The sequence below is a fragment of the Sphingobium sp. genome (assembly GCF_035511395.1).
Classification (GTDB): Bacteria; Pseudomonadota; Alphaproteobacteria; order Sphingomonadales; family Sphingomonadaceae; genus Sphingobium.
This window is the reverse complement of sequence record NZ_DATKFP010000235.1, coordinates 37,629-58,490: the sequence shown is the minus strand read 5'-3', so window position 1 is coordinate 58,490 and position 20,862 is coordinate 37,629. Positions and strand designations below refer to the sequence as shown.

At 64.2% G+C, this 20,862-nt stretch carries 23 protein-coding genes; 13 read left to right on the top strand and 10 right to left on the bottom strand.

Features of this window, described 5'->3' with window-relative positions; all coding sequences use genetic code 11:
- Positions 1-99 precede the first annotated feature (99 nt).
- Positions 100-291 carry a hypothetical protein gene (locus VMR39_RS16280; RefSeq protein WP_325416985.1) on the top strand — a complete coding sequence of 64 codons (192 nt, stop codon included), beginning with the start codon at positions 100-102 and terminating at the stop codon, positions 289-291.
- A gap of 66 nt (positions 292-357) precedes the next feature.
- Positions 358-2,304: an ATP-dependent zinc metalloprotease FtsH gene (gene ftsH, locus VMR39_RS16275; protein WP_325416984.1), complete on the top strand. Its 1,947-nt coding sequence runs from the start codon at positions 358-360 to the stop codon at positions 2,302-2,304.
- A gap of 117 nt (positions 2,305-2,421) precedes the next feature.
- On the opposite strand, the gene VMR39_RS16270 is transcribed toward ftsH, so the two are convergent.
- Positions 2,422-3,702 carry a sulfotransferase domain-containing protein gene (locus tag VMR39_RS16270; protein WP_325416983.1) on the bottom strand — a complete coding sequence of 427 codons (1,281 nt, stop codon included), beginning with the start codon at positions 3,700-3,702 and terminating at the stop codon, positions 2,422-2,424.
- A 279-nt stretch (positions 3,703-3,981) separates the two neighbouring features.
- On the opposite strand from VMR39_RS16270, the gene guaB reads away from it, so the two are divergent.
- The 3 genes from guaB (at position 3,982) to VMR39_RS16255 (ending at position 7,324) form a co-directional block, all read left to right on the top strand.
- Positions 3,982-5,439, top strand: coding sequence for an IMP dehydrogenase (gene guaB / locus VMR39_RS16265; RefSeq protein WP_325416982.1), 1,458 nt, complete (start codon positions 3,982-3,984; stop codon positions 5,437-5,439).
- A gap of 104 nt (positions 5,440-5,543) precedes the next feature.
- Positions 5,544-6,719: an RsmB/NOP family class I SAM-dependent RNA methyltransferase gene (locus tag VMR39_RS16260; RefSeq protein WP_325416981.1), complete on the top strand. Its 1,176-nt coding sequence runs from the start codon at positions 5,544-5,546 to the stop codon at positions 6,717-6,719.
- 77 nt (positions 6,720-6,796) lie between these two features.
- A complete protein-coding gene (locus VMR39_RS16255) occupies positions 6,797-7,324 on the top strand; it encodes a tetratricopeptide repeat protein (protein WP_325416980.1) in 528 nt (175 codons plus the stop codon).
- Positions 7,325-7,337: 13 nt separating this feature from the next.
- On the opposite strand, the gene hemW is transcribed toward VMR39_RS16255, so the two are convergent.
- Positions 7,338-8,513, bottom strand: coding sequence for a radical SAM family heme chaperone HemW (hemW, locus tag VMR39_RS16250; protein ID WP_325416979.1), 1,176 nt, complete (start codon positions 8,511-8,513; stop codon positions 7,338-7,340).
- A gap of 139 nt (positions 8,514-8,652) precedes the next feature.
- On the opposite strand from hemW, the gene VMR39_RS16245 reads away from it, so the two are divergent.
- Both VMR39_RS16245 and VMR39_RS16240 read left to right on the top strand, forming a co-directional pair.
- Entirely contained in the window at positions 8,653-9,147 is a 495-nt protein-coding gene (locus VMR39_RS16245) for a CAP domain-containing protein (protein ID WP_414712537.1), read from the top strand.
- A gap of 68 nt (positions 9,148-9,215) precedes the next feature.
- Positions 9,216-10,004 (top strand): hypothetical protein, encoded by a 789-nt coding sequence (locus VMR39_RS16240; RefSeq protein ID WP_325416977.1) that lies wholly within the window; start codon positions 9,216-9,218, stop codon positions 10,002-10,004.
- Between the two features lie 59 nt (positions 10,005-10,063).
- Here the strand turns inward: VMR39_RS16240 and rdgB are convergent, their stop codons facing one another.
- Together rdgB and rph are read right to left on the bottom strand one after the other, a co-directional pair.
- Positions 10,064-10,693 carry an RdgB/HAM1 family non-canonical purine NTP pyrophosphatase gene (gene rdgB / locus VMR39_RS16235; RefSeq protein WP_325416976.1) on the bottom strand — a complete coding sequence of 210 codons (630 nt, stop codon included), beginning with the start codon at positions 10,691-10,693 and terminating at the stop codon, positions 10,064-10,066.
- A 126-nt stretch (positions 10,694-10,819) separates the two neighbouring features.
- Positions 10,820-11,536, bottom strand: coding sequence for a ribonuclease PH (rph, locus tag VMR39_RS16230; protein WP_325416975.1), 717 nt, complete (start codon positions 11,534-11,536; stop codon positions 10,820-10,822).
- 134 nt (positions 11,537-11,670) lie between these two features.
- On the opposite strand from rph, the gene VMR39_RS16225 reads away from it, so the two are divergent.
- From VMR39_RS16225 to VMR39_RS16210, 4 genes are all read left to right on the top strand, one after another.
- Positions 11,671-12,177 (top strand): DUF6438 domain-containing protein, encoded by a 507-nt coding sequence (locus VMR39_RS16225; RefSeq protein ID WP_325416974.1) that lies wholly within the window; start codon positions 11,671-11,673, stop codon positions 12,175-12,177.
- Between the two features lie 31 nt (positions 12,178-12,208).
- Positions 12,209-13,252, top strand: a complete 1,044-nt coding sequence (gene hrcA, locus VMR39_RS16220; RefSeq protein ID WP_325416973.1) for a heat-inducible transcriptional repressor HrcA — start codon at positions 12,209-12,211, stop codon at positions 13,250-13,252.
- Positions 13,249-13,803, top strand: a complete 555-nt coding sequence (grpE, locus tag VMR39_RS16215) for a nucleotide exchange factor GrpE (protein ID WP_325416972.1) — start codon at positions 13,249-13,251, stop codon at positions 13,801-13,803. Before hrcA ends, grpE begins: the two co-directional genes overlap by 4 nt.
- A gap of 150 nt (positions 13,804-13,953) precedes the next feature.
- Positions 13,954-15,195 carry a threonine synthase gene (locus VMR39_RS16210; RefSeq protein ID WP_325416971.1) on the top strand — a complete coding sequence of 414 codons (1,242 nt, stop codon included), beginning with the start codon at positions 13,954-13,956 and terminating at the stop codon, positions 15,193-15,195.
- Here the strand turns inward: VMR39_RS16210 and VMR39_RS16205 are convergent.
- On the bottom strand, positions 15,190-16,938 hold the full coding sequence (locus VMR39_RS16205; protein ID WP_325416970.1) for a methyl-accepting chemotaxis protein: 1,749 nt from the start codon (positions 16,936-16,938) through the stop codon (positions 15,190-15,192). The genes VMR39_RS16210 and VMR39_RS16205 overlap by 6 nt on opposite strands.
- Positions 16,939-17,404: 466 nt before the next feature.
- On the opposite strand from VMR39_RS16205, the gene VMR39_RS16200 reads away from it, so the two are divergent.
- Both VMR39_RS16200 and VMR39_RS16195 read left to right on the top strand, forming a co-directional pair.
- A complete protein-coding gene (locus tag VMR39_RS16200) occupies positions 17,405-18,046 on the top strand; it encodes a PadR family transcriptional regulator (protein WP_325416969.1) in 642 nt (213 codons plus the stop codon).
- A 3-nt stretch (positions 18,047-18,049) separates the two neighbouring features.
- Positions 18,050-18,328, top strand: coding sequence for a DUF2218 domain-containing protein (locus tag VMR39_RS16195; protein ID WP_325416968.1), 279 nt, complete (start codon positions 18,050-18,052; stop codon positions 18,326-18,328).
- Positions 18,329-18,376: 48 nt separating this feature from the next.
- Here the strand turns inward: VMR39_RS16195 and ruvC are convergent, their stop codons facing one another.
- The 5 genes from ruvC to VMR39_RS16170 form a co-directional block, all read right to left on the bottom strand.
- Complete coding sequence (gene ruvC / locus VMR39_RS16190) at positions 18,377-18,868, bottom strand: crossover junction endodeoxyribonuclease RuvC (protein WP_325416967.1); 492 nt, start codon at positions 18,866-18,868, stop codon at positions 18,377-18,379.
- Positions 18,869-18,958: 90 nt separating this feature from the next.
- The gene (locus tag VMR39_RS16185; protein ID WP_325416966.1) at positions 18,959-19,702 is read right to left on the bottom strand and encodes a YebC/PmpR family DNA-binding transcriptional regulator; all 744 of its coding nucleotides are present in this window, start codon (positions 19,700-19,702) and stop codon (positions 18,959-18,961) included.
- A gap of 109 nt (positions 19,703-19,811) precedes the next feature.
- Positions 19,812-20,138 (bottom strand): heavy metal-binding domain-containing protein, encoded by a 327-nt coding sequence (locus tag VMR39_RS16180; protein ID WP_325416965.1) that lies wholly within the window; start codon positions 20,136-20,138, stop codon positions 19,812-19,814.
- Positions 20,139-20,220: 82 nt separating this feature from the next.
- Positions 20,221-20,463: a DUF2312 domain-containing protein gene (locus VMR39_RS16175; RefSeq protein WP_024019628.1), complete on the bottom strand. Its 243-nt coding sequence runs from the start codon at positions 20,461-20,463 to the stop codon at positions 20,221-20,223.
- Between the two features lie 77 nt (positions 20,464-20,540).
- Entirely contained in the window at positions 20,541-20,840 is a 300-nt protein-coding gene (locus VMR39_RS16170; protein ID WP_325416964.1) for a DUF1244 domain-containing protein, read from the bottom strand.
- Between the last annotated feature and the right edge of the window lie 22 nt (positions 20,841-20,862).

The following is a 20,862-nucleotide window of genomic DNA, read 5'->3' as shown; positions in this document are numbered from 1 at the left end:
GCGACTCTCACGGCTGGGCGCTTTGTTGCAGTGCAATGATGTTTTCTTAACGCCTGCCATGGTTAATCGCTCGCGATTTTTGCGGGGATAGTGACGAATATGGTGGAATTTGCGGCTTTGACCTACGGCCTGCTGGCAAGTGTGATCCTTTCGGCAGCCAAACGGAACCATCGGTTGATGCAGCCGCATCCGCCGCTGCTGCTGTATATGGGCTATCTTTTGTGCGGCCTGTCGGGCGGTGCGGCGATCGCGCTCGGCTATTTGGCGATCAGGACGATTTTTGGCAGCTGACAGCTGCGCGCATCCGCTTGCGATTTCATGGGCGTTCCCTATCTTGGCGGGTGAAAGAGAGTGATGATGAACGACGAGAAAGAGCCGCAGGGCAATCCCTGGATAAAGAGCGCGATGATCTGGGCCGGCGTCATCGTCGCCTTGTTGCTGTTCGTATCCATGTTCGACCGCCCGGTGGGCGCGACGGGCAGCGAGATCGCCTATTCCGAATTCCGCGCCAAGGTGCAGGAAGGGCAGGTGAAGGACGTCGCCATCGCACCGGACAAGATTTCCGGCACGCTGTCGAGCGGCCAGAAATTCTCGACCCTGCCTGTCGCCGATCCGGGTCTGACCGGCCTGCTGGACGATTATAACGTCAAATATTCGGGCCAGGCTGAAGCACAGCCGAGCTTCTGGATGATCCTGATCTACCAGTCGCTGCCGTTCCTGCTGATCCTGGGCATTGCCTTCTTCGTGCTGCGCCAGATGCAAAAGGGCGGCGGAGCGGGCGGTGCCATGGGCTTCGGCAAGTCCAAGGCCAAGCTGCTGACCGAAAAGCATGGCAAGGTGACGTTCGACGACGTTGCCGGCATCGACGAAGCGCGTGAGGAATTGCAGGAAATCGTCGAGTTTCTGAAAGATCCCACCAAGTTTGCGCGTCTGGGCGGCAAAATCCCCAAGGGCGCGCTGCTTGTTGGTTCGCCAGGTACAGGCAAGACGCTGCTCGCCCGTGCGATCGCGGGTGAGGCGGGCGTGCCCTTCTTCACCATTTCGGGTTCGGATTTTGTCGAGATGTTCGTCGGCGTCGGCGCAAGCCGCGTCCGCGACATGTTCGAACAGGCCAAGAAGAACGCGCCCTGCATCGTTTTCATCGACGAAATCGATGCGGTCGGCCGTCATCGCGGCGCGGGCCTGGGCAATGGCAATGACGAGCGCGAGCAGACGCTGAACCAGCTTCTCGTCGAGATGGACGGTTTCGAGGCGAATGAAGGCATCATCATCGTCGCGGCGACCAACCGCCCCGACGTGCTGGACCCTGCGCTGCTTCGTCCTGGTCGCTTCGACCGTCAGGTCGTAGTTCCGCGCCCCGATATCGATGGCCGCGAGAAGATCCTGGCCGTCCACATGAAGAAGGTGCCGCTGGCCCCCGACGTCAATCCGCGCACCATCGCGCGCGGCACGCCGGGCTTTTCCGGCGCTGACCTTGCCAACCTCGTCAACGAAGCCGCGCTGATGGCGGCCCGTCGCGGCAAGCGTTTGGTGGCCATGGACGAGTTCGAGGCGGCCAAGGACAAGGTCATGATGGGCAGCGAGCGCCGCTCCATGGTCATGACCGATGACGAGAAGAAGATGACCGCCTATCATGAGGCGGGCCATGCCATCGTCGCGGTCCATGAACCGGCGTCCGACCCGATCCACAAGGCGACGATCATCCCGCGCGGCCGCGCGCTGGGCATGGTGATGCGCCTGCCGGAGCGTGACAGCTACAGCTATCACCGCGACAAGATGCACGCGAACATGGCCGTCGCCATGGGCGGCCGCGTCGCCGAAGAGATCATCTTCGGCTATGACAAGGTGTCGAGCGGCGCGTCGGGCGACATCCAGTACGCCACCAAGCTGGCGCGCGACATGGTCACGCAATGGGGCATGTCCGACAAGCTGGGGCCGCTGCAATATGAGGAGCAGCAGGGCGAAACCTTCCTTGGTTATTCGCAGAGCCAGCGCGTCCATATGTCGGACGAGACGGCGAAGCTGATCGACAAGGAGATTCGCGGACTGGTGGAGCAGGGCTACACCCGCGCGCAGGAAGTGCTGAAGGGTCATGAGGACCAGCTGCACCTGCTCGCCAACGCAATGCTCGAATATGAGACGCTGTCCGGCGAGGAGATCAAGACGCTGCTCGACAAGGGCGAGATCACCCGCGACGACGGCACGACGATCAAGCCTTCGGTGATCCCCGCGGCGGGATCATCCATCCCCCGCACGCGCAAGCGCAAGGGGCCTTTCGGCGACCCTACGCCCGCGGGCGTCTGAACGAATCGACGGTGATTGAAAAAAGGGGGCGTGACCGCAACGGTCGCGCCCCCTTTTTTCATGTCCCATGGGATGGCGGAATCGCGCCTGCGCGCTGGGTTAGGACAATCCTGCGCTTTATACTGATCTGCGATGGCGCGATTTGCGACGACGGATGGCCAGGCTGTTCTTCAGCCGGACGCCCTGCACACCCCAATCGCCCATATGCACCCCGACCAGCAGGATCATCAGCCCGGTCATGAACAGCGTCATGGTAAGTGGCAGCGCGAGCAACACGTCGACGATCCGATCGGTCGGCGTTTCGATGGTGCCGGGCCGGTCGATGCCGAACAGCGCCAGCCCGTCCTCGACTGATCGGCCACCCCATTCCCATTCGCGCTGGAACAGCCATTCGCCGACCTCGATCGCCAGGATCGGCGGTGCGATCAGCATCGCGGCAAGCCCGAAGACGACCAGCGCCTCTGCGAGCAGCTGAATCGCGAGATTGGCATGGCCATTGCCCATGCTGCGCCGGGCTGGCGAAGTGGATCGGCCATCTGCCCCTATCGTAGGTGCCCGATGCGGCCTTGCGAAATCATAGTGCGCCATTTTCGGCAGGATGCGCCGGTTCAGCGCCGTGCGGCAGCCTTCTTCCACGCATATCTGCTGCGCGCGGGTCATTTCCTTCCGGAAACTGTCCGCCTGCCCCTTCCGCATTCGCAGCGCGTCGGCATCCGACCGGTCATAGCTGTGTCCCGGAATCCCTTCCGCGATTTCGAGCGCGCGCATCCGGTCGAAGGAGGAGCGTTCGACTGCGATCGCCAATGCCTGCTCATCGACCTGCTCGCCGAGGAAATGGAGCAGCTTGCGCATCTCCGCTGCGGTATCGGCGATCAAATCCTCGTAGAAAAGGATATGGTGCCGGTGGCGGGACAGGCCCCAGCCCCAGCTGTTCATATATCTGGCATAATGCGGGATGCCAACGTGCGCATCGGTCAGGAAATCGTCCATCCCGCCGGTGAAGGATTTCTTGTGCCGGGTGACATGGTGATAGTGGGAATTGAGCGCGCCACGCGGATCACGGATCAGGAAGATGACTGGCAGGTGGCTGGGCAGCATCGGACTGTAGCGCAGGTGCGTGGACGGCACGAGCGGCAGGGCCGCTTCCTCTGACCGGCGGATGAAGGCCGGAATGCCCCGCACTGGGTCGAGATCGAAATTGGGCGCGAAATCGAACATGGTGCGCGTGGTGATCGGCGACACCTCGCGGGACGCCAGGAAATATTGCGCCAGGATGAAGCGGAGCCATGTCCTGCCGGATTTGGGATAGGAAGCAAGCAGCGCGCTGGCGGCGCATGACGCCAGCCGCAAGCTTCGCGCGGCAGACATCCGGCGGGCGAGCAGGGCGGGGCTTTTCATGGCCAATCGTATCGGGTTCGTTTCCATCGGACGATGATAGGCGGCCGGCCGGACCTGCGCAGAGCGCGCTTTTGGATGATAACCTTATGGCTTGCGCCTTTTTGTAGATGCCGGCGGCACCTTGCTGATGGCCGCGCGGCATGAGCGTCACCGCCGGTTTTCGCCACGCAACAAAATGATGCGAAGGGTCTGGCCGTTTCGGGGTGAAGTGGTTACATGGGCCGCCACGAATCCCCATGGGACGCGCCCCTCCGTCCCGCAGCAGAAAGTGGCTTTCACATGGATATCCGCCTCGGCCTCACCTTTGACGACGTGCTGTTGCAGCCCGCCGAATCCGATGTGCTGCCCAGTCAGGCAGACACATCCACCCATGTGACGAAGGCGATCAAGCTCAACATCCCGATCCTGTCGTCCGCCATGGATACCGTAACGGAAGCCGACATGGCGATCGTCATGGCGCAGCTTGGCGGCATCGGCGTGCTGCACCGCAACCTGACCGTCGAGGAACAGGCCGATGCGGTGCGCGCGGTCAAGCGGTTCGAAAGCGGCATGGTCGTTAATCCGATCACTATCCTGCCGACCGCCACGCTGGCCGACGCGCAGATGCTGATGCAGCGCCACAAGATCAGCGGCATTCCGGTTGTCGAGGCCAGCGGCAAGCTGGTCGGCATCCTGACCCACCGCGACACCCGCTTTGCCGAAAACCCGAACCAGCCGGTCAGCGAGTTGATGACCAGGGATAATCTCGCCACGGTCAAGACCGGCGTCAGTCAGGATGAGGCGCAGCGGCTGCTGCACCAGCGCCGGATCGAGAAGCTGCTGGTGGTCGATGACAGCTATCATTGCGTGGGCCTCATCACCGTCAAGGATATCGAGAAGGCCGTCACCTATCCGCAGGCGACCAAGGATGCATCGGGCCGCCTGCGCGTTGCCGCCGCCTCCACCGTAGGCGACAAGGGGCTGGAGCGCAGCAAGGCGCTGATCGATGCGGAATGCGACCTGATCGTCATCGACACCGCTCATGGCCACAGCAAGCAGGTCGCGGTCGCGGTCGAGGCGGTGAAGAAGCTGTCCAACCATGTCCAGGTCGTCGCCGGCAACGTCGCCACCGCCGAAGCGACCAAGGCGCTGATCGACGCGGGCGCTGACTGCGTGAAGGTCGGCATCGGTCCCGGTTCCATCTGCACCACCCGCGTCGTCGCCGGCGTTGGCGTGCCGCAGCTGACCGCCGTCATGGATTCGGCCAATGAAGCCGCCAGGCATGGCGTGCCGGTGATCGCCGATGGCGGCCTGCGCACGTCGGGCGACGTTGCCAAGGCATTGGCGGCGGGCGCGGGCTGCGTCATGGTCGGGTCGCTGCTGGCGGGTACGGCCGAAGCGCCGGGCGAAACCTTCCTCTATCAGGGGCGCGCCTATAAGAGCTATCGCGGCATGGGCAGCGTCGGCGCCATGGCGCGCGGCTCGGCCGACCGCTATTTCCAGGCGGACATCAAGGACCAGATGAAGCTGGTGCCTGAAGGCATCGAGGGTCAGGTGCCGTTCAAGGGGCCGGCCAAGGATGTCATCCACCAGCTGGTCGGCGGTGTGAAGGCGGCGATGGGCTATACCGGCAGCCGCACGATCAAGGATCTTCAGGAGCGCGCGCGCTTCGTCCAGATCACCAATGCCGGCCTTTCGGAAAGCCATGTGCATGACGTCACCATTACCCGCGAAGCGCCGAACTATCCGACGCGCTGATCTTTTTTCCATTCCCCTCCCTTCCAAGGGAGGGGTTAGGGGTGGGTCGCGAGCGTAGCGAGCATCTCCGACCCCTCTCGCAGGCGGGCAGGGTGGAGTAACGCATGACCCCATCCGCCCGCATCCAGGCCGCGATCGACCTTCTCGACGCCATCATCGCATCGGCGCGCGATGGCGGGCCGGCGGCTGATACGCTGATTGCCCGCTATTTCAAGGAGCGGCGCTATGCCGGGTCGCGCGATCGGCGGGCGGTGCGCGACCATGTCTATGATGCGATTCGCCGCGTTGCCGAGCGCCCGGAGACGGGCCGTGCCGCGATGATCGGACTGGTGCAGGAACGGCCCGAGATCGCTACCCTGTTCGACGGTTCCCCCCATGCGCCTCTGCCGATCGAGCCGGGCGAGGTCGGGGCGCTGGCGGGCGCGGTGCCTGGCTGGCTGCAACCGTTGTTCGCCGCGCCGGTCGAGCAGGATGCACTGCTGGGCCGCGCGCCTGTGGACCTCCGCATCAACCGGCTGAAGGCGGTGCCGGCCGATGTCGCGCCGCTGTTGCCCGATGCGGCGCCGATCGCGGGCCTGCCCGATGCGCTGCGCCTGCCCGAAGGATCGCCGGTCGAGCAGAATGAGGCCTGGAAGGCCGGGCTGGTCGAGGTGCAGGATGCCGGCAGCCAGTGGATCGCCGTCGCCTGCGGCGCGCAGCCTGGCATGACCGTGGTCGACCTGTGCGCCGGTGCGGGCGGCAAGACGCTGGCGCTTGCCGCTGCCATGGCGGGGCAGGGGCGGTTGCTGGCCGCCGATACCATCCGATCGCGCCTCGCCCGGCTGGAGCCGCGCGCCGGGCGCGCCGGGGCAACCTTCATCGAAACCTTGTTGCTGGATCAGGCCCATGAAGCGCGCGGGCTGGAGCCCTTGCAGGGGCAGGCGGACGTCGTGCTGGTCGATGCGCCCTGTTCGGGCACCGGCACCTGGCGGCGCAATCCCGAGGCGCGCTGGCGGCTGACACAGGCGCGGCTGGACCGGCTCGCCGCGGAACAGGCCCGAATCCTCGATTTTGCGGCGCCCTTGCTCGCGCCGGATGGCGTGCTAGTCTATGCAACCTGTGCACTGACCGACCGGGAAGGGCGCGATCAGGTCGATGCCTTCCTCAGCCGCCATGCCGGCTGGACGGCGGAGTCGATCGACCTTCCGGTGGGCCGGCGCCATGGCGCGGGGCTGCTGCTGACGCCCGGACATGACGGCAGCGACGGCTTCTATTTCGCGCGGCTCAAGCGGGGGGCTTGAAACAGAGCATGGACAAGGCCGCGCAAAATCGCGACACTTGGCATGAATCAGCGCCTGAAACATGGCTGGAGACTATAATGCGTTTCACCCCTGCCTCGATTGCCCTTGCTGCCGTTCTGACCACCGTTTCCAGCATGGGGTTGAGCCAGAAGCCGGACAACCAGATCAGCCCCAGGTCGATCGAATGGCAAAAGGCCGGCGAGGAAGCGCGCAAGGCCGGCAATTTGCAAAGCGCCAATGACGCGCTGGAAAGCGCTCTGGCGGTCGACCCGCGCAACCGCGCCGCCTTCATCGAACTGGCCGAGGTCGCCCGTGCGCAGGGCCTGCAAGGCAAGGCGATTCGCCTCTATAAGGAAGCGCTGCTGCTCGACCCGACTGATGTCGCGGCGCTGGCCGGGCAGGGCGAGGCAATGGTGGAGAAAGGCGCTGTCGCGCGCGCCAAGGAAGTGCTCGCCGAGGCGCAGAAGCTGTGCAAGGGCGATTGCGCGCCAGTCGGCAAGCTGACCGCCGCGATCCAGAAGGGGCCGCCGGCCGTCGCCATGACCAGCAAGGACGCCGTGCCTTCGCCGCAGGGCACTCAGGGCAAGACGACCGAGCAGCCTTGATCCGGGCTTTCAACTAAACCCTCACGATTTCCGGCAGGATCGCGTCGAGCAGCAGCATTCCCGCTGCCGCGACCTGGAGTTTCGCGCCCTTGCGATGCAGCAGGCCGATGTCGATCAGCTGATCGATGGTGCGCTCGTCCACCAGTTGGGCGATTCCGATGCCGGACAGGGCGGCGATCCGGTCGAGATCAACGCCTTCGGCCAGACGCAATCCCATCAGCAGCGCCTCGCGCGCGCGATCCTCGCCGGCGAGCGGCTCCTCGCTCTGCGTGCCATGGCCGTTGCGCTCCACCGCGCCCATCCAGTTTTCCGGCTTCTTGTGGCGCAGCGTTGCCGCGCCGGTGCGGCGGCCATGCGCGCCGGGACCGATGCCGATATAGTCGCCATAGCGCCAATAGGTAAGGTTATGCCGGCTTTCCTGGCCCGCGCGGGCATGGTTGCTGATCTCATAGGCGGGGATGCCCGCCGCACCGGTCATCGCCTGCGTCAGTTCATAGAGCGTCGCGCCCTGATCGGGATCGGCGGGCGTCAGCTTGCCTTGCGCCACCAGCGTCGCGAAGCGCGTGCCCGGTTCGATCGTCAGCTGGTAGAGCGAGAGATGCCCGGTGCCAAAACCGAGGGCGCGCTCCAGTTCCGCCTGCCAGTCGGCCTCGCTCTGGTCCGGCCGGGCGTAGATGAGGTCGAAGCTCACCCGGTTGAACACGCGTTGTGCGGTATCGAGCGCCGCCAGCCCTTCGTCCACATCATGCGCGCGGCCAAGGAAATGCAGCGCCTCATTGTCCAGCGCCTGAAGGCCGAGCGACACGCGGTTGACCCCGGCCGCGGCGAGATCGGCGAAGCGCGCCGCCTCGACCGAATTCGGATTGGCCTCCAGCGTGATCTCCACGTCATCTGCCAGCCCCCAATGGCGATCGGCCGCCGCGATCAGCTCCGCGACCAGCGCAGGCGGCATCAGCGAGGGCGTGCCGCCCCCGAAGAAGATCGACGAAAGCGGCCTTCCGCCGGTCAGCGCCGCTTCATGCGCCATGTCGGCGAGCAGGGCCGTGCGCCATGCCTCTGTGTCGATCCGGTCACGCACATGGCTGTTAAAATCGCAGTAAGGACATTTGGAGACGCAAAAGGGCCAATGCACATATAAGGCTAAGGGAGCGGCAGGAGCCGACGGGTTGCTGGACTGGTTGATCGACATGGATAGGGCGGGCTTTAGACCGATTTGCCGCGCGCTGCTACGGGCAGGCGCGGCGGTGCTGATGATGGCGGCGAGCGCCGGTGAGGCGCAGCAATATTATTATGAAGAGACGACCGAGGTCGAGCGCGGCGACCACCTGATGCAGGACGTTATTATGGGCATGCAGAATGAGGAGCGCGAATCGCTCGGCCTTGCGCCGCTGGAGTGGGACGCGGCGCTCGCGGCGGATGCGCGCAGCTATGCGCGGTCGATGGCGCGGACAGGCGTCTTCGCCCATTCAAATCGCGCCAGCCGCTCGGTGCCGAGCGGCGAGAATCTGTGGATGGGGACGCATGGCGCCTTCGACTATGAAGCGATGATCGCCAGCTTCCTCGATGAAAAGCGGATGATGCGGCGCGGTGGGCGGATGCCAGACCTCAGCATGACGGGCCGCTGGCAGGATGTCGGCCACTACAGCCAGATCATCTGGCGCAGCACGCGCAAGGTCGGCTGTGCATTGGGCGAAAGCGCGCAATATGACTATCTGGTCTGCCGCTATTATCCCGCCGGCAATGTCTTCGGGCAGGGTCCGCTGGATGCCGAGCCGAGCGTGCTGGCGAGCGGCGCTGGCGTGATGGCGCACGGCACGAAATAGCGTCGCGCGGATATTTCCGGAGGCGCGAACATTGGATAGCCATGTCGCGCCGACCGGGAGAGAAGATCATGCGCCGCCCAAAGCTGTCATCCATCCTCATGGCCTGTTCGCTTCTGGCGCTGGCGGCCTGTGGCTCCCCGCCTGACCGGCAAGGCGAGCCTGCCGCCAATGCGGCCAATGCCGCCGCATCCAGTCCAACAGAGACATTGAACGCGGCATTGAATGGGACAGGGGAAGCGCCGGCTGCGTCCCCGCTTGCCGAGACGGCGGAAACGGGACCGCTCTCCTGCGCGGCGGAGATCGGCGCCGCCGCGGCGGAAAAGCGGGTCAGGCTGTGTCGGCAGGTTTCGCCCGCAACCCGTCCGCCCTGCAATGCCGCGAACAGTTGCGCGATGATCGAGGATGAGATTGCACGCAGTTGCGCCCTGATCGACGGCTTTGGCGAAGAGGGGAAACCGACGCCCGGATGCAGCCCCTCGCCCGGAAGCATGGCGGCGGCGGCCAATGTCGTGAAGCTCTATTATGCCGCGATCGACGCGCGCGACTTTGGCACCGCCTGGTCGCAATGGGGCGAGAATGGGCCGCCGGACCAGACGATGGATGGTTTTCAAGCCGGCTTCGCCAGCACCCGATCGACGCGTGTGACGATCGGCAAGCTGGAGCCAGGCGATGCCGGGGCAGGGTCAATCTACCAAACGGTGCCGGTGACGGTGGATTCGCAATTACGGGACGGCAAGCGCCAGCGCTTCATCGGCGACTATGTGGTGCGCCGGGTGAATGGCGTGGACGGCGCGTCGTCGTCGCAACTGCGCTGGCACATCGGCGCGGCGAAGCTGAAGGCGGTGCCGGCGGAATAGGCCGGGATGACGTCGGAAGAATGCCTGTTCCTGGCCATCTCAGGCCGCCGTAGCAGCCCTCAGAAAACCGCCTTCACCAATTGTGCGAAGGCATCGGCACGGTGGCTCATGGCGTGTTTCTTGTCCGGGTCCATCTCGCCGAAGCTGATGTCGTAGCCGATCGGCTGGAACATCGGGTCGTAGCCGAAACCGTGCGGTCCACGCGGCGGCCAGACCAGCGTGCCGTCGACGCGGCCTTCGAACGCCTCTACATGACCGTCGGGCCAGGCGAGGGCGAGGGCGCAGATGAAATGGGCGTCATGGCCGGCGTCCGGCCCTTTCGCCTCGACACCTTCCCATACCGTCCGCATGGCGAAGTCGAAATCCTTGTCTGGCCCCGCCCAGCGTGCGGAAAACAGGCCCGGGTCGCCGCCCAGCGCATCGACGCACAGGCCGCTGTCGTCGGCCAGCGCGGGCAGGCCGGAAAGGTCGGCTGCCTGCATCGCCTTCAGTTCCGCATTGGCGATGAAGGTCGTGCCGGTTTCCTCCGGCTCAGGCAGGTCGAGCGACGCGGCGGAAATTGGCTCGATTCCATAGGGGCCAAGCAAAGCGGCGATTTCCCGCACCTTGCCAGGGTTGTGGCTGGCAATCACCAGCTTGCCCGGCGTCAGCTTGCGGATCGCCTGTTCCTGTCCGAATTCGTCGCTCATGTCATTCTACCCTGCATAAATTCGTGTTCCTGCGAAAGCAGGAACCCAGGGCACCATGCGCAGCGCCCGAAACCCTAGGCTCCTGCTTTCGCAGGAGCACGGCGGGGTTGCAATGGTTCGAGCGGATTACCGCCCCGTCGCCACATCCTGCGCGGCGAAGATCTTCGCGCAGCCGATGCGGGCGAGGCGGAGCAGGCGGAGCAGCTCCTCCTCGTCATAGGCAGCGCCTTCCGCCGTGGCCTGAACTTCGGCGAACTTGCCGTCACCGGTCAGGATCAGGTTGGCGTCGGTCTCGGCGTTGCTGTCCTCGGCATAGTCGAGGTCGAGTACCGGCGTGCCTTCATAGATGCCGCAGCTGATCGCCGCGACCTTCTGGATGATCGGGTCGTCGGCAAGGGCGCCGGACGCCAGCAGCTTGTCGACGGCGATGCGCAGGGCGACCCAGCTGCCCGAAATGGCGGCGGTGCGGGTGCCGCCATCGGCCTGGATCACGTCGCAGTCGATCACGATCTGGCGCTCGCCCAGCTTCTTGAGGTCTACGACCGTGCGCAGCGAACGTCCGATCAGGCGCTGGATTTCCTGGGTGCGGCCCGACTGCTTGCCCTTGGCTGCCTCACGGCTGCCGCGGGTGTGGGTGGCGCGGGGCAGCATGCCATATTCGGCCGTGACCCAGCCCGCCCCCTTGCCGCGCAGGAAGGGCGGCACCTTCTCTTCGACCGAGGCGGTGCAGAGCACGCGCGTATCGCCGAAGCTGACGAGGCAGCTGCCTTCGGCATGGATGGTGAAGCCGGGTTCCATGGTGATGTCGCGCATCTGGTCGGGCGCGCGGCCGGAAGGACGCATAATATACTTCTCCGAAGCGTTCGAAAGGCAGCACAAGCCGCCGATGCGCCGAGAAGCGCACTTAAGACGCCGCTTAGCGTCGGCAGGCACGACTTGCCAGTGTCCAGAGCGCGAATTGGACGATATGAGGGGTTATGAAGATAAAAATCTTGGGTCTGGCCGGGCTGTTGGCGCTGGCGGGGTGTATGGCTGAGCAGGAAGGGCTGGAGCCGCCCAAGGCGCCGGGTGACGTGATCCGCTTCACCGCCGGACGCTGTTTCGGCGCCTGTCCGACCTATACGGTTCAGGTGTCGCCCGATGGGGCAGGCCTGCTGACGCCGGAGCGCTTCACCTCGGTGCCGGGGGCGACGCGCTTCACCGTCACGCGCGCGCAATATCGCAAATTGCTGGCAACCCTGGCCCCGCACCGTCCGGCGGCGGGCACCACGCAGAAGATCGATCAGAAGAGCTGCCAGCGTTTCGCTACCGACATGCCGAGCTACACGATCGAATGGAGCAGGCCGGGGCAGGCGCCGACGCGGCTGGACTATCAGTCCGGCTGCATGGACCCGCAATATGGCAAGCTGCGCGTCGCCATATCGTCCGTACCCAAGATATTGGACATGCAACATATGCTCAATCCCAAGGCGGTCGCGCCTTGAGCACCCTCGTCCTCTCGCTTAGATAAGGCGCATGTCGGTCACTCCGATCTCCGAACTCAACGATCGCGCGCGCGACGTGTTTCGCCTGGTGGTGGAAAGCTATCTGGGGACGGGTCTGCCCGTGGGATCGCGCACCATCAGCAAGATGGCATCGCTGAGCCTCTCGCCCGCCTCGATCCGCAACGTCATGCAGGATCTGGAGGAGGTGGGCCTGCTCGCCGCGCCCCATACTTCGGCTGGGCGGATGCCGACCGAAACGGGATTGCGGCTGTTCGTCGACGGCATGATGCAGGCGGCGGAGCCTTCGCCCGAGGAACGCCGTGCGATCGAGGCGGGTATTTCCGAAAGTGGCCCAATCGAGGAGGCGCTGTCCGCCGCGACCGCGACGCTGTCCGGGCTTTCGGCCTGCGCCGGCATCGTCATGGTGCCCAAGCGCGAGCCGGTCCTGCGCCAGTTCGGTTTCGTGCCGCTCAATGCACGGCAGGCGCTGGCGGTGCTGGTCGGGCAGGACGGATCGGTCGAGAATCGCGTACTCGACCTGCCCGACGGTGTCAGCCCGGTCATGTTGAACGAGGCCGCCAATTTCATGTCGGCGCGTTTCGGCGGCCTGACCCTGCGCGAGGCAGGTGAGGCGCTGGCACGCGAGATGGAGGCGGAACGCAGCGCGCTCGACCAGAGCGCGCGCGATCTGGTGGCGCGGGGCCTGGCGATCTGGTCGCATGACGCCGACGACCGGCCGGTGCTGATCGTGCGCGGGCAGTCGCATCTGCTGGATGACGGGGCCGCCGCCGACCTGGAACGGGCGCGGCAATTGCTGGAGCAGCTGGAAGGCAAGCAGGAAATATTGGACCTGTTGCGCGGCGCTTTGGCGGGCAGCGCGACCAAAATCTTCATCGGCTCGGAAAACAAGCTCTTTTCCCTGTCGGGTTCTTCGGTCATAGCCGCCCCCTACCGTGGCGCGGACGGTCGGGTCGTCGGCGTTGTCGGCGTGATCGGCCCGACGCGCTTGAACTATGCGCGGGTGATCCCCATGGTGGACTTCACTGCACAGACGCTGTCGAGATTGATGAGATGAGCGAAGACAAACAGAATCTGGAAAATACCGAAGTCGTGGACGCGCTGCCCGAGGATGCTGCGCCTGCGGGAGACGCCACGGCAGAGAAGATCGCTGCGCTGGAGGGGGAACTCGCCACCGCGAAGCAGGACATTCTCTACGCCCATGCCGATACGCAGAATGTGCGTCGCCGGCTGGAAAAGGAACTGGCCGACGCGCGCGCCTATGCCGCGACCGCTTTCGCCCGCGACATATTGTCGGTCGCCGACAATCTGAGCCGCGCTCTCGCCTCGATTCCCGCCGACCTGCGCGAGGATGAGAAATTCAAGAGCCTGGTCGTCGGCCTCGAAGCCACCGGCCGTGAGCTGGAAAGCGTGTTCGGCCGCAACGGCATAGCCAAACTGGAGTCGGTCGGTCAGCCGCTCGACCCCAACAAGCATCAGGCGATGATGGAAGTCCCCTCGGCCGACGCCGAGCCGGGCACCATTCTTGTAGAGATGCAGGCCGGCTACATGATCAAGGACCGCCTGCTGCGCCCCGCCATGGTGAGCGTGGCAAAGAAGCCGGAATAATCTGCCTGAAATCCTTTCCTGCAAGGGGAGGGGGACCACGAAGTGGTGGAGGGGTGCTTCCTCTCGATAGGGCGACACCCCTCCGTCAGGGATACGCCCTGCCACCTCTCCCCTTACAGGCGAGGATGATTTGGATTCAGGGAGGCCTAGATGCGCCACGACCTCAACCTCACCACTGATCGCCCGACCTTCGTCACGCACCTCGAATGTTCGCTGACTGGCGAGCGTTATGAGGCGGATCGGTTGCACGGGCTGTCGGCAGTGGGAAAGCCGCTGCTGGTCCGCTATGACCTTGACGGCGTGCGCGCCACGCTGAACAAGGAGGCGCTCGCGCAGCGGCCGATGGATCTGTGGCGCTGGCGCGAATTGCTGCCGGTTCGGCAGACATCCAATATCGTGAGTCTCGGCGAGAACACGACGCCGCTCATTCCGCTGCCGCGCACGGCGGCCCGGTTTGGGGCCAAGCATCTGCTGGCCAAGGATGAAGGCCGCTTGCCGACCGCGTCCTTCAAGGCGCGCGGCCTTGTCATGGCCGTCTCCATGGCCAAGGAACTGGGCGTGACTCAGGTCGCCATGCCCACCAACGGCAATGCAGGTGCGGCGCTGGCCGCCTATGCCGCCGTCGCGGGCATGGAATCGGTCGTCTTCTGCCCCGCCGACACGCCCGAAGTGAATGTGCGCGAAATCGCGGCGCAGGGCGCGCGCGTCTATCGCGTCAACGGCTATATCGACGATTGCGGCGCAATCGTGGGTCAGGGCGTCAAGGAACGTGGCTGGTTCGACTTCTCGACGCTCAAGGAACCCTATCGGATCGAGGGCAAGAAGACGATGGGCCTGGAACTGGCCGAACAGCTCGACTGGGAACTGCCCGACGCGATCTTCTATCCCACTGGCGGCGGCACCGGCCTGATCGGCATGTGGAAGGCCTTCGACGAATTGGAGAAGATCGGTTTCATCGGATCGAAGCGCCCCAAGATGTTCGCTGTGCAGGCCGAGGGCTGTGCGCCGATGGTCCGCGCCTTTGATCAGGGCGTCGAGTTCGCCGAACGCTGGGAGGATGCGCAGACCATCGCCATGGGCATCCGCGTGCCGCGCGCGGTGGGCGACTTCCTGATCCTGCGCGCCGTGCGGGAAAGCGGCGGCGCGGCGCTGGCCGTGTCCGACGATGCGATCGGAGCGGCAGTGCGGGATGTCGCCCGCGACGATGGTCTGCTGCTTTGCCCGGAGGGTGGGGCGACGCTCGCCGCCTACCAGCGCGCACTCGACGAAGGGCTGATCGGCCGGGACGAGCGGGCAGTGCTGTTCAACTGCGCCAGCGGCCTCAAATATCCGCTGGAGGATCAGAGCCGAACCCTGGACCGCCACGCGCCGATCGATTTTTCGGCTCTATAAAGCCGCAATGGCCCAGGCGCGTTTGGGTTCGCCCGTGTTGAACCGTGCCGTATGGCCGGTCAGCTTGCTGACCTCCGCCGTCAGGTTGCGCGCCGCTGCCGATGTTTCCTCGACCATGGCGGCGTTCTGCTGGGTGGAGAGGTTCATCGTGCCGATGGCGACGGTGATCTGGCTGATGGCGGTCGACTGGGCCAGATTGTCTGCCGCCATGTCACCGAGCAGTTCATGCACCTGCTGCACATCGTCGGCGATACCGGCGAAGCTGCCGTCGACCTTCTGCACGGCGCTGACGGCGATCACAATCTCCGCCTGAGTGACGGTGAGTTGTTCGCGGGCCAGCTTGGCCTCTTCCTCGGACCGCATGGCGAGTGCGGAGACAAGGTCAGCAACCACGGCGAAACCGCGCCCTGCCTCGCCGGCGCGTCCCGCCTCGACGGCAGCGTTCATGGCCAGCACGCGCGTCTGGAAAGCGATCTTGTCCATTCCCTCGATGACGCTGTCGATGTTCTTGGCGCTCTCCGATACGCGGATCATGGCCTGCACCACCTCATTCGCGACAGAGCGTCCGCCCGAAACAGTTGTGATCGCATGATCGGCGCTGGCGACCGTTCGCCCCGCGGCGTCGGCTGTGGCCTTTAGTCGGTTGTCGATCTCGATCAAAGCGGCTGAGCTCTCCTCAAGGCTGGCGGCATTCGCCTCGGTACGGCGGGCAAGATCTTCCGACGCCTGGGCAATCTCTTGCGATCCGCCGCGGATGGAAATTGCGCTTTCGCCAGCGGCGCCGATCAGGTCGCGCAGGCTCGTAAGGGCGGAGTTGAAGTTGCTCCGCACGGTTGCATAGCCGGCAGGGAATTCCTGGCGAATGTCGGCGGTCATGTCGCCGGCGGAAAGCCTGTCCAGGCCATTGGAGAGGCTTTCGACGACCATCTTCTGTTCATTATCGGCCTTTTCCTTGGCGACGGCGGCGTCGCGGAAGATCAGTAGCGCGCGGGCGATGTTGCCGATCTCGTCGGGGCGGTCGGTGTCGGAAATGGCGATGCGGCTATTGCCTTCCGCCAGACTCTTCATCGACGTGGTGACGCCTTCCAGCGGACGGAACAGGCGCGCGGCTACGCGAAGGCAGATGAAGGCGGCAAGCGCCGTCACCAGCACCGTAACCAATAATCCTTGCCAGCCGACTCGATTGACATGCGCGTAAAAGCTGGTGGCAGGAATGCCGACATAGAGGACGCCGATTACCTCGCCCTGCGCATTCTTGATCGGGTCATAGGCGGTGAAATAGGGTTTGCCCAGAATGTCGGCTTCGCCGCGATAGGGTTTGCCGCGGCCCAGCACAGCCTCGCGCGCGGGACCGGCGGCCAACGGCGTACCGGTTGCACGGCGTCCATCATCCTTTTTAACATTGGTCGCGATGCGCGTATCGCCCTGGAAAATCGTGGCGCTGCCGCCGACCAGCGTCGTTATGCGGTCAACGGCCTCATCATTGTCGTTGAGTATGACATTGCCGGCAATCATGTTGCCGTCGCGGACGGAACGCTCCTTGCCAAGGCCGTCAAGAATGGACCAGGCGACCCGCATGTTCGTGTCGAGCCGCTCCATTCCTTGCACCTGAGCGCTGTCGACCAGCAATATCCGCGCGCCCGTCAGAGTGATCGCTGAGAGCAGTATCTGCGCGCAAACCGTCATCAACGCGACCTTGGTCGACAATTGTCGACCGTCGAGGAAGGAGGAGAGGAGCGTCATGGATCATTCTCGTCGGTTGTGACGCGCTGGTCGCTGTAAAGGTGGGACAACGCTGTCGGGATTTGGTCCTCGCCCACTTGGGGGCATTTCTATTCGTTATAGCTGCTTCTGGTGAAGATCGGCGGGGGAGGCCGGGTTTTTGCGTGTCGACGCTATCACCAGCCAATCCGGGAGGTGTGGTGCAACGGAACCGATCTCGTCGGTCCGATTGAGAGATGACCAGGCGGCGGGTCTCGATGCTGGTCCGCCTTCCGCTCAGGCCTTGCAATGGCACGCCATTATCGAATCAGCTCATCTCCCAGCCCTGCAACGATAATTACGCTATCTCCGGTCATCAGACGAAGGTGGTAAGCATCAAGAGAAAGCCCGTCATCTGTTATGCGATATAAAAAGATATATCGTAAATCTTGACGTCGTTAATTTATAAGATATATCACAAAGCATCATGACATATATGAAAGAGCAAATGATGCGTTTCCCTCATAATTTCCACGGCCGCCATGGCGGCCATCACCATGGACCCCACCACGGCCGCCTCGCTTCCCCTGATGGTTTCGGCCGTGGACGTGGCGGTCCTTTCGGCGGTGATCCCTTCGGCGAAGACGGCCTGCGTGGCGGAGGCCGGGGCGGGCGCGGCGGCGGTGGCCGTCGGCGCTTGTTCGATAATGACGCGCTGCGCCTTATCCTGCTCAAGCTGATCGCGGACGAACCACGCCACGGCTACGAACTGATCCGCGCGATCGAGGCACTGTCGGGCGAAGCCTATGCGCCCAGCCCTGGCGTCGTTTATCCGACCCTGACCCTTTTGTCGGAAATGGACCTGATCGCGGAGCAGCCCGCCGAGGGGAGCCGCAAGCGCTTCGCCATCACCGATGCAGGCAAGGCGCAGATCGAAGAGCGCAAGGACGCGCTCGACATGGCGCTGGAGCGCCTGTCCCATCTCGCCCGCAAGGCGGAGCGGGCCGATGGCGGCCCGGTGCGTCGCGCGATGCACAATCTGCGCTTCGCCGTCCAGCAACGGCTTGAAAAGGAAGGGGCGGATAACCAGACCATGTTCGACGTCGCCGCCCTGATCGACGAAGCCGTCGCCAAGATCGAAAGGCTGTAACCCATGACCCTGACCGCAACCGTTCCGACCACCAACGGCAGCCGCTATCTCCAGCAGCTCTGCAAGCATTGGAGCCACAAGTTCGAGGTGACGTTCGACCCCCAACAGGGCGAGATCGCCTTCCCAATGGGGCCGATCCGCATGGAGGCGACTGCGGAGGCGCTAATCGTCGTGCTGGAACCCAACGCGGAAGCCGATGTCGAAAAGTTCAAGCAGGTGGTCGCCGACCATCTCGACCGCTTCGCCTTTCGCGAGGCGCCGCTGCCGTTCGACTGGAAATAATCGGTCCACTGCAAATGCGGAAAGAGGGGCGGAGCGATCCGCCCCTTTTCATTTGTGCGGGATTCGCCGCGCGCTCGCCAGGTGATGAGCATGGGTGATGGCGACGGCGAGCGCGTCGGCCGCATCCGGCCCTGCGATCTTCGCGCCCGGCAGCAGGCGCGACACCATGGCGTGGACCTGATCCTTCGACGCATTGCCGACGCCGACGACCGACTTCTTGACGAGCCGGGCGGCATATTCGCCCACTTCCATGCCCGACCGCGACGCGGCCAGCAGCACGACGCCGCGCGCCTGACCCAGTTTCAGCGTCGATTGCGGGTTCACATTGACGAACACCTCCTCGACCGCCGCGCCATCAGGCCGATGTTCGAGGATGAGGTCGGTCAGCGCCAGATCGAGCGCCAGCAGCCGCGTCGCCAGCGACATGGCGCTGTCAGTCTTGATCTGGCCGTTGCCGATATGGGTCAGCCGATTGCCGTCGGCGGCGATAAGTCCCCAGCCAGTGGTGCCGAGACCGGGGTCGAGTCCAAGGAGGATCATGAAACAAATTCCGTTCGTGCCGAGCGAAGTCGAGGCACGGTAGCGCAAGCGCCTCTCGACTCCGCTCGAAGCGAACGGATGCCGGGCATCTTAGCCCAGCTTCTCCATCACCTCGTCGGACACTTCATAATTGCCCCACACGGTCTGGACGTCGTCGTCATCTTCCAGCACGTCGACCAGCTTCAGCAGGGTCGCGGCGTTGCTTTCGTCGACTTCGACGGTGGTGGTGGGCCGCCAGGCGAGCTTGGCGGCGTCCGCCGCGCCGAGCTTTGCTTCCAGCGCCTTGGCGACTTCGTGGAGCGCGTCCATCGCGGTCCAGATCTCATGCTCTTCCTCGTTCGAGGTCACATCGTCCGCGCCCGCTTCCAGCGCCGCTTCGAACACCGTTTCGGCGTCGCCCGCGCTGGCCGGATAGGTGATGAGGCCCAGACGGTCGAAGCCATGGCTCACCGCGCCCGAAGAACCCAGGTTGCCGCCATTCTTGGCGAAGGCGGTGCGGACATTGGTGGCGGTGCGGTTGCGGTTGTCGGTCAGCGCTTCCACGATGATGGCGGTGCCGCCGGGGCCATAGCCCTCATAGCGCACTTCCTCATAATTCTCCATGTCGCCGCCCGTGGCCTTGTCGATGGCGCGCTGGATATTGTCCTTGGGCATCGACTGGGCCTTGGCGGCGTTGATCGCCAGACGCAGGCGCGGGTTCATGTCCGGATCGGGCATGCCCATCTTGGCCGCGACGGTGATTTCGCGGCTCAGCTTGGAGAACATCGACGAGCGCTTCTTGTCCTGCGCGCCCTTGCGATGCATGATGTTCTTGAATTTGGAATGGCCTGCCATGGTCCTGAATTCTTATCTGCCGTTGAAATATGATGGGCGCCCTTACACCAGCGCCTGCCCCAAGGGCAACCGTCAGAGGAAACTCCGCGCCCAGGTCGGCCGCGCAGGATCAGTAAATGATCGCGGTGCCCGAAGCCGACACCATCAGCATCGATCCGTTCGACCCGATCACCTCATAGTCGAGGTCGACGCCGACCACGGCATTGGCGCCCATGGTCGCGGCGCGGGTGCGCATTTCCGATATGGCCTGTTCGCGGGCGCGCTGGAGCACATCCTCATAGGCGCCCGACCGACCGCCGACGATGTCGCGCACGCTGGCGAACAGGTCGCGGAAGAGGTTGGCGCCCACGATCACCTCGCCGGTGACGATGCCGAGATATTCCTTCGCGGGCTTTCCTTCCAGGCGACTGGTGGTGCTGACGATGATCTCGGACATGGGGATGCTCCTCTCCGCTACAACCTTTTCTGGCTACCCCGCGCGCCGCCCTTCGACAAGGGCGGCGCGTTCGGGGCAGGCCTTATTCCATGCCCAGAGCGGACAGGTAGGTCTGGAGGATGGCTTCCATTTCCTGGCGGTCATGGGGCTGCATCTTCCGCAGGCGGACGATCTGGCGCATGATCTTGCCGTCATAGCCGTTGGCCTTGGCTTCCAGATAGACATCCTTGATATCGTCGCCGATACCCTTCTTTTCTTCTTCCAGGCGCTCGATGCGCTCGATGAAGAGGCGTAGCTGATCGGCGGCGACATTGGGTTCGCTCATGGGAATCTCCATATGAGGGTGAAAATGTGAATCGGTCGAGATGAATCGGCCGAAATGAATCAGGTTGGCGGACGCCTCTAATGATTGTCCGCGTTCTTCGCCACACTCTCCTGCATCTTTGCGATCTGCTGTGGCGTCGCTTCGCCCTGATGCTTCGCTTTCCATTCGGAAAAGGGCATGCCGTGGATGATTTCGCGTGCTTCATCCCTGGTCAGATTGCCGTCCGCCTCCGCGATCCAGTCGGCGAGGCAGTTCCGGCAGAAGCCCGCGCCGCCCATCAGGTCGATATTCTGAACGTCGGTCCTGTGCTGCAAATGCGCAACCAGACGGCGGAAGGCGGTTGCAGCAACCGCATCTGTGAGTATGGTGTCGGCCATCGGCGATCCCTTTCGCTGATCT

Coding starts and splice junctions, on each gene's coding strand:
- VMR39_RS16280 (WP_325416985.1), top strand. CDS start 100: ATGGTGGAATTTGCGGCTTTGACCTACGGCCTGCTGGCAAGTGTGATC.
- ftsH (WP_325416984.1), top strand. CDS start 358: ATGAACGACGAGAAAGAGCCGCAGGGCAATCCCTGGATAAAGAGCGCG.
- VMR39_RS16270 (WP_325416983.1), bottom strand. CDS start 3,702: ATGAAAAGCCCCGCCCTGCTCGCCCGCCGGATGTCTGCCGCGCGAAGC.
- guaB (WP_325416982.1), top strand. CDS start 3,982: ATGGATATCCGCCTCGGCCTCACCTTTGACGACGTGCTGTTGCAGCCC.
- VMR39_RS16260 (WP_325416981.1), top strand. CDS start 5,544: ATGACCCCATCCGCCCGCATCCAGGCCGCGATCGACCTTCTCGACGCC.
- VMR39_RS16255 (WP_325416980.1), top strand. CDS start 6,797: ATGCGTTTCACCCCTGCCTCGATTGCCCTTGCTGCCGTTCTGACCACC.
- hemW (WP_325416979.1), bottom strand. CDS start 8,513: ATGTCGATCAACCAGTCCAGCAACCCGTCGGCTCCTGCCGCTCCCTTA.
- VMR39_RS16245 (WP_414712537.1), top strand. CDS start 8,653: ATGCAGGACGTTATTATGGGCATGCAGAATGAGGAGCGCGAATCGCTC.
- VMR39_RS16240 (WP_325416977.1), top strand. CDS start 9,216: ATGCGCCGCCCAAAGCTGTCATCCATCCTCATGGCCTGTTCGCTTCTG.
- rdgB (WP_325416976.1), bottom strand. CDS start 10,693: ATGAGCGACGAATTCGGACAGGAACAGGCGATCCGCAAGCTGACGCCG.
- rph (WP_325416975.1), bottom strand. CDS start 11,536: ATGCGTCCTTCCGGCCGCGCGCCCGACCAGATGCGCGACATCACCATG.
- VMR39_RS16225 (WP_325416974.1), top strand. CDS start 11,671: ATGAAGATAAAAATCTTGGGTCTGGCCGGGCTGTTGGCGCTGGCGGGG.
- hrcA (WP_325416973.1), top strand. CDS start 12,209: ATGTCGGTCACTCCGATCTCCGAACTCAACGATCGCGCGCGCGACGTG.
- grpE (WP_325416972.1), top strand. CDS start 13,249: ATGAGCGAAGACAAACAGAATCTGGAAAATACCGAAGTCGTGGACGCG.
- VMR39_RS16210 (WP_325416971.1), top strand. CDS start 13,954: ATGCGCCACGACCTCAACCTCACCACTGATCGCCCGACCTTCGTCACG.
- VMR39_RS16205 (WP_325416970.1), bottom strand. CDS start 16,938: ATGACGCTCCTCTCCTCCTTCCTCGACGGTCGACAATTGTCGACCAAG.
- VMR39_RS16200 (WP_325416969.1), top strand. CDS start 17,405: ATGATGCGTTTCCCTCATAATTTCCACGGCCGCCATGGCGGCCATCAC.
- VMR39_RS16195 (WP_325416968.1), top strand. CDS start 18,050: ATGACCCTGACCGCAACCGTTCCGACCACCAACGGCAGCCGCTATCTC.
- ruvC (WP_325416967.1), bottom strand. CDS start 18,868: ATGATCCTCCTTGGACTCGACCCCGGTCTCGGCACCACTGGCTGGGGA.
- VMR39_RS16185 (WP_325416966.1), bottom strand. CDS start 19,702: ATGGCAGGCCATTCCAAATTCAAGAACATCATGCATCGCAAGGGCGCG.
- VMR39_RS16180 (WP_325416965.1), bottom strand. CDS start 20,138: ATGTCCGAGATCATCGTCAGCACCACCAGTCGCCTGGAAGGAAAGCCC.
- VMR39_RS16175 (WP_024019628.1), bottom strand. CDS start 20,463: ATGAGCGAACCCAATGTCGCCGCCGATCAGCTACGCCTCTTCATCGAG.
- VMR39_RS16170 (WP_325416964.1), bottom strand. CDS start 20,840: ATGGCCGACACCATACTCACAGATGCGGTTGCTGCAACCGCCTTCCGC.